The 6,484-nt window shown below is 73.9% G+C and carries 5 protein-coding genes, 1 tRNA gene and 1 other RNA gene; 2 read left to right on the top strand and 5 right to left on the bottom strand.

Features of this window, described 5'->3' with window-relative positions:
* From A2U95_RS27135 to A2U95_RS27115, 5 genes are all read right to left on the bottom strand, one after another.
* On the bottom strand, positions 1 to 1,257 hold a 1,257-nt coding region (locus A2U95_RS27135; RefSeq protein WP_166027820.1), incomplete at its 3' end, for a cation:proton antiporter.
* Between the two features lie 4 nt (positions 1,258 to 1,261).
* Positions 1,262 to 1,747 carry a cation:proton antiporter regulatory subunit gene (locus A2U95_RS27130; RefSeq protein ID WP_476756113.1) on the bottom strand — a complete coding sequence of 162 codons (486 nt, stop codon included), beginning with the start codon at positions 1,745 to 1,747 and terminating at the stop codon, positions 1,262 to 1,264.
* Positions 1,748 to 1,976: 229 nt separating this feature from the next.
* The gene (locus tag A2U95_RS27125; protein WP_166027816.1) at positions 1,977 to 3,422 is read right to left on the bottom strand and encodes an FG-GAP and VCBS repeat-containing protein; all 1,446 of its coding nucleotides are present in this window, start codon (positions 3,420 to 3,422) and stop codon (positions 1,977 to 1,979) included.
* A gap of 101 nt (positions 3,423 to 3,523) precedes the next feature.
* A complete protein-coding gene (locus tag A2U95_RS27120; RefSeq protein WP_166027814.1) occupies positions 3,524 to 4,393 on the bottom strand; it encodes an AraC family transcriptional regulator in 870 nt (289 codons plus the stop codon).
* Positions 4,394 to 4,853: 460 nt separating this feature from the next.
* Positions 4,854 to 4,941, bottom strand: a tRNA-Ser gene (locus A2U95_RS27115).
* Positions 4,942 to 5,012: 71 nt separating this feature from the next.
* Here A2U95_RS27115 and ffs point away from each other — a divergent pair.
* Positions 5,013 to 5,111, top strand: an RNA gene (ffs, locus tag A2U95_RS27110) — signal recognition particle sRNA small type.
* Positions 5,112 to 5,179: 68 nt separating this feature from the next.
* Positions 5,180 to 6,484 (top strand): DNA polymerase III subunit gamma and tau (locus tag A2U95_RS27105; protein WP_166027812.1); only part of this gene is annotated, 1,305 nt, incomplete at its 3' end.

The following is a 6,484-nucleotide window of genomic DNA, read 5'->3' as shown; positions in this document are numbered from 1 at the left end:
CGAGGGGGCGTCCGGGGCGGCGCTTCCCGCCGCGGCCCCGGTGCCCGCCGCGGCCCCGGTGCCCGCCGCGGCCCCGGTGCCCGCCGCGCGACGGCGGGCCGACGCCCGGGTCAGCGCCAGGGCCACCGGCTGGGTGTAGCGCGCGGTGAGCGGGCCGACGATCACCAGGATCAGCACGTACGCCGTGGCCAGCGGACCCAGCCTCGGCTCGATGCCGGAGGTCACCGCCAGCCCCGCGATCACGATGGAGAACTCGCCGCGCGCCACCAGCGTCCCGCCGGCCCGCCACCGCCCGTTGACCGAGACGCCGGCCCGCCGGGCCGCCCAGTAACCGGTGGCGATCTTGCTGAGGGCGGTGACCACGGCCAGCGCCAGCGCGGGCAGCAGCACCGGGGGGATCTCGGCCGGGTCGGTGTGCAGGCCGAAGAAGACGAAGAACACGGCGGCGAACAGGTCGCGCAGCGGCGACAGCAGGTGGTGCGCGCCCTCCGCGACCTCGCCGGACAGCGCGATGCCCACCAGGAACGCGCCGACCGCCGCCGACACCTGGAGCTGCTGGGCGATGCCCGCCACCAGCAGGGTCAGCCCCAGCACCACCAGCAGCAGCTTCTCCGGGTCCTGGTGCGAGACGAAGCGGGAGATGTGCCGTCCGTACCGGACCGCGAGGAAGAGCACCAGTCCGGCGACGCCCAGGGCGATCGCCAGCGTCACGCTGCCGGCCGCGAGGCCGGAGCCGGCCAGCAGGGCGGTGATGATCGGCAGGTAGACCGCCATCGACAGGTCCTCGAGGACCAGGATGCTCAGGACCACCGGGGTCTCCCGGTTGCCCACCCGCCCCAGGTCGTTCAGCACCTTGGCGATCACGCCGGACGACGAGATCCAGGTGACGCCCGCCAGGACCACCGCCGCCACCGGGCCCCAGCCCAGCAGCAGCGCCATCGCGGCGCCCGGCAGCGCGTTGAGCACCATGTCGACCAGACCGGCCGGGTACTGCGTCTTCAGATTGGTGACCAGGTCGGTGGCCGTGTACTCGAGCCCCAGCATCAGCAGGAGCAGGATCACGCCGATCTCGGCACCGATCGCCACGAACTCCTCGCTGGCGCCCAGCGGCAGCAGTCCGCCCTCGCCGAAGGCGAGTCCGGCCAGCAGGTAGAGGGGGATCGGGGAGAACTGGAAGCGCCCGGCGAACCGTCCGAGCAGACCCAGACCGAGGATGATGGCGCCGAATTCGATCAGGAACGTCGCGGTCGAATGCACCACATCACTCCTGTCCGAGTATCGCCGCGGCGGTCTCGACGCCCTCGCGGGTGCCGATCACGATGAGGATGTCGCCGCCCGCCAGGCGGAAGTCCGGCGTCGGCGAGGGGATCGCCTCGGCCCGGCGCATCACCGCGACGATCGACGCGCCGGTGCGCGTCCGCATCTGCGTGTCGCCGAGCAGCCGGCCGTTCCACCGGGCGGTGGCGGCCAGTTCGATGCGCTCGGCGACCAGGCCGAGGTCGTTGGCGGAGAGCAGGCTGGGGCTGTGGTGGGCCGGCATCAGCGCGTCGACCAGCGCCTGGGACTCACCGGCGGTGAGGTGGACCGACATCTCGGCGGCGTCCGGGTCGTCCTGGCGGTAGGCGGTGATCGTGCGGCTGCCGTCGCGCTGCGCCACGACCGAGACGCAGCGGTGTTCCCGCGTCGTCATGTCGTACCGCACTCCGATCCCCGGTAGGGGAGTGCTGCTGAGGCGTGGAATTCCCACGGCAGCCCCTTTCGCTCGAATCCGCCCCGGTTCGTCCCGGACGGTATGTGTAATGAGCAGGTAAAACCCGCTCAGCCACCTTAAGCGACCAGGTGTGCGTGCCGGGGCGGTCGCCGCGGCCCGCCGCCGCGCCGGAGGGGCCCGCCGGGTGCGCGCTCCGGACGCCCGGCCTCCGCCGCGCGACCCGCACCGCGGGTCCGTGCCGCGGGCCCCGGGCGGGGCGGGGCGGTCAGTCGGAGAACCAGGTGCCGAGGTCGCCGTAGGGCAGGCCGAGGGAGGCCACGGTGAACGACGTGGAGCCGGTGCCGGTGATGCCGGTGGCGGAGCCCTTCAGCAGGTGCGCCATGCCGAGGGTCCCGCCCACCCAGTCGTCCGTGCCCACCATCAGGTCGGCGCGGCCGTCACCGGTGTGGTCGGTGAGCCTGAGCGTCCTGCCGAAGTTGTCGTCCACCTCGATCGAGCCCGCGACGCCCGAGGTGTTCTGGTCGTAGGCCTTCGCCCCGGTGCCGGAGAGACCGCCGGCGCGGCCGAGCAGCACGGTGACCGCGCCGCCGTCCCGCTTGTCCGCCAGGTCCTCGCCGGGGGCGCCGACCGCGAGGTCCGCGTACCCGTCGCCGTTGACGTCCCCGGCGGCCACCGCGGAGCCGAACAGGTCCTCGTCCTCCACGGCGCCGGGCACGCCCGCGGTGTCCTGGGTGAACTTCACCGGCCTGCGCGCGGTGTCCGGGCCGCTCGCACCGCCGTACTGCACGACCACGTAGCCGCGGTTGAGGTCGGGGTTCTCCCCGCCGCGGCCGACGGCGAGGTCGCCGTGGCCGTCCTTGTCGAAGTCGCCGATCGCGGCGCTGAGCGGGCCGGGCCCGGTGTCGGGGGTGGCCTCGGGCACCGCGACCGTCGCCGCGCGGGTGGCGAAGCCGCTGCCGCCGCGGTGGTAGAAGGCCCGCAGGTCGATGTCGGAGGCGGTGAGGTCCAGGCCCAGGACGTACAGGTCCGTGGCGCCGCCGCCGTCCACCTGGCCCGCCGCCAGCCGCCAGGAGTTCAGGTAGCCGTAGCCGCCGCCCAGCGACTGGTGGCCGCCGTGACCGCCGGCCCGGGTGAACGGGCCCTCGAGCAGCACGACGCCCGCCCGGCTGTTGCTGTACGCCGCCAGGTCGGCGTCCCCGTCACCGTCGAAGTCGCCCGTCACCACCTGCTCGCCGAAGGAGTCGCCGGAGCCGGGGTACTCCTGGGGCACCGGCGAGTGGAACACGGTCCCCGGGCCGAGGCCGCCGGAGCCGCCCCAGACGACGGTGAGGCCGCCGGCCAGCTCGACGTCGCCGACCTTCTCGCCCGGCGAGGCGACGACCAGGTCCGCGTAACCGTCCCGGTCCAGGTCGGCGGTGGTGGTGCTGGTGCCCCAGTGGTCGCCCGCCTCCACCGCGCCGGGGATGCCGGCCGAGTTCTGGTGGATCGTCTGCACCCTGGTGCCCGGTCCGGCCGAGGTGCCGTACACGACCGTGACCCGGCCGTCCTCGCCGTAGGTGCCGCCGGCCAGGACGAGATCCCGGTAGCCGTCCCCGTTGAAGTCGTCGGCGAGCCGGGCGGGCGCCGCCGGGACGGGGGCGGCGAGGAACAGCGGGCCGGTGAGGGCCGCCGTGAGGACGGCCGCCAGGGCGGCTGTGCGAGTGGGACGCAACGGAACTCCAGGGTCTGCGCGTGACGGGGTGGTGCGGTACCGCACCTTCGACACCCGCCGCTCCCCGATGGTTGTACCCGTCCGTCCCGCTCGCCCGGCCCTCACGCCGGTTCGACCGGCATCCACAACTCGCAGGTCGCGGTGGAGAAGTCGTCCGCCATCTCCAGGACGGCGACGATCGAGGGCCCCGGCCGCAGCCGCCACGGATTGGAGGGGAACCACTCGGTCGCGGTGGCCGCCCAGGTGGTCTGGAGCGCCTGCGGGTACGGCCCGGAGCTGCGGAAGGCCGCCCACATCCCGGCCGCCACGTCGATGACGTCGAGGCCGTCGGGGACGGCCGCGCCCCGGGGGACGGCGACCCCGTGCAGGTAGGTCAGCTCGCTGCCCTCCTCGGCGTCGGGGGCGACGTCGTGGGTGACCTGCAGCAGGCCCCGCGGCTCGGTGGCGGAAAGGGCCTTCAGGCGGTCGTGCTCCTCCACCGGCAGCGAGGTGATGTGCCGCTGGATGTGCGGGTTGACGCCCTGGTGGATGAGCGGGACCCGGGTGGCGTGGCCGATCAGCCGGAACGCGGGGCGGTCGGTGAGGCGGGTGTCCATGGGAGTGCTCCCTTCGACGGTCAGGCGGAACCTGAGCTGTGGTTGCGTGCGGAGGGGGCCTCCGTGGCGGCGCACCTCACCCGGGGCGGCGCCGTGCACCGCGCGGAACGCCCGGCCGAACGCCTCGGCCGAGCCGTACCCGTGCCGGACGGCGATGGCCAGCAGGTCGTCCTCGCCCCGGACCACGTCGGCGGCGGCGACCGTCATGCGGCGTCGCCGCACGTACTCCGAGAGCGGCATGCCGGCCAGCGACGAGAACATCCGCCGCAGGTGGTACCCGGTGGTGCCGAGCTCCCGGGCGAGCGCGTCGACGTCGAGGCCGTCCGCGAGGTGCTCCTCGACCAGGTCGACCAGCTCGTTGAGTGCCGAGATCACGAGGCCTCCTCCTGCCACGACCCTCGCAGGGGGCGTGCCTCCCGCACCCGATCGCTGCGGTTCGATCCGATCATCCAGCCCTTCTCCCGCCCGTCGTCGGCGTCGCCGCCGCCGACACGTGCGGAGGGTTCCGACACCCGGTGCGGGGTTCTCCTGTGGTTCATGCCGGACGACGGGGAGCGGCCCGGTGCGTCGGCCGCGGCGCGCGGGTCCGCCGGTGGAGCCGGTCCAGCGGGGGTCCCGGCGCAGCCGGAGGGCTCGGGGGCGAGCGGCGCCCGCCCCGCCAGGCCGCGAAGCGGTCGGAGAGGACGGGGCCGTCGCGGGCGGTCACGGCGTGCGGCTCGGTGAGCACGTTCTCCGGGTGTGGGGCCGCGTACCGGCCGGCGGCCTCCTCCGGAGACACGTCGAAGGGCCCCGCTGCAAGCAGCGGGGCCCTTCGACATCGTGCCCGGTGAGGCACTGGCGGAGGATACGAGATTCGAACTCGTGAGGGGTTGCCCCCAACACGCTTTCCAAGCGTGCGCCCTAGGCCTCTAGGCGAATCCTCCGGGAAGAACATTACATGACTCCGAAGGGTGCTAGCGAACTCGTTCTCCCCGGCCGGATCGGGTACCCTGTGCGGAGCCCCTCACGTGGCGCTATCTGACTGAACCCCCCCAGGGCCGGAAGGCAGCAAGGGTAGGTCGGCTCTGGCGGGTGCGTGGGGGGCGCTTGCGTTCACCAGGCCTGTGCGGGGCTGTCCACAGGCCCTCCGGTATGTCGGCGCTCGCCTATAACCTCGTAGTCGTGTCGTCTCTCGCGCTGTACCGCCGCTACCGCCCCGAGTCCTTCGCCGAGGTCATCGGGCAGGAGCATGTCACCGACCCGCTGCAGCAGGCGCTGCGGAACAACCGGGTCAACCACGCGTACCTGTTCAGCGGTCCGCGCGGCTGCGGCAAGACGACCAGCGCCCGCATCCTGGCCCGCTGCCTCAACTGCGAGCAGGGCCCGACGCCGACCCCGTGCGGCGAGTGCCAGTCCTGCCGCGACCTCGCGCGCAACGGCCCCGGGTCCATCGACGTCATCGAGATCGACGCCGCCTCGCACGGCGGTGTGGACGACGCCCGTGAGCTGCGGGAGAAGGCGTTCTTCGGCCCCGCGTCCAGCCGCTACAAGATCTACATCATCGACGAGGCGCACATGGTCACCCCGCAGGGCTTCAACGCCCTGCTGAAGGTGGTCGAGGAGCCCCCGGAGCACCTCAAGTTCATCTTCGCGACCACGGAGCCGGAGAAGGTCATCGGCACCATCCGCTCCCGGACGCACCACTACCCCTTCCGCCTGGTCCCGCCCGGCACCCTGCGCGAGTACCTGGGGGAGGTCTGCGGCAGGGAGCGGATCCCGGTCGAGGAGGGCGTGCTGCCGCTGGTGGTCCGCGCGGGCGCCGGCTCGGTGCGTGACTCGATGTCGGTGATGGACCAGCTCCTCGCCGGCGCCGGTGAGGACGGCGTGACGTACGCCATGGCCACGTCGCTGCTCGGTTACACCGACGGCTCGCTGCTGGACTCCGTGGTCGAGGCCTTCGCCACCGGGGACGGCGCGGCGGCCTTCGAGGTGGTCGACCGGGTCATCGAGGGCGGCAACGACCCGCGGCGCTTCGTCGCGGACCTGCTGGAGCGGCTGCGCGACCTGGTGATCCTGGCCGCGGTGCCGGACGCGGCGGACAAAGGACTGATCGACGCCCCGGCCGACGTGCTGGAGCGGATGGGCGCCCAGGCCTCGGTGTTCGGCCCGGCCGAGCTGAGCCGGGCGGCCGACATCGTCAACGAGGGCCTCACCGAGATGCGGGGCACGGCCTCGCCCCGGCTGCAGCTCGAGCTGATCTGCGCCCGGGTGCTGCTGCCGGCCGCCTACGGGGACGAGCGGTCGCTGATGGCGCGGCTCGACCGGATCGAGCGCGGGGTCAGCTTCTCCGCCGGTGCGGGAGCCCCGGCCATGGGGTACGCCCCGGGGCCCGACGCCCACGGCCCCGCCGCCGCCCGGGCGGCGGTCCGTCCGGGCGGGGCCGGTCCGCAGGCGGGCGGTCCGCCACCTGCTGCGGCGCCCGCCCCG

Source organism: Streptomyces chilikensis, assembly GCF_001642695.1.
Classification (GTDB): Bacteria; Actinomycetota; Actinomycetes; order Streptomycetales; family Streptomycetaceae; genus Streptomyces; species Streptomyces chilikensis.
This window is presented reverse-complemented; position numbering and strand designations above follow the sequence as displayed.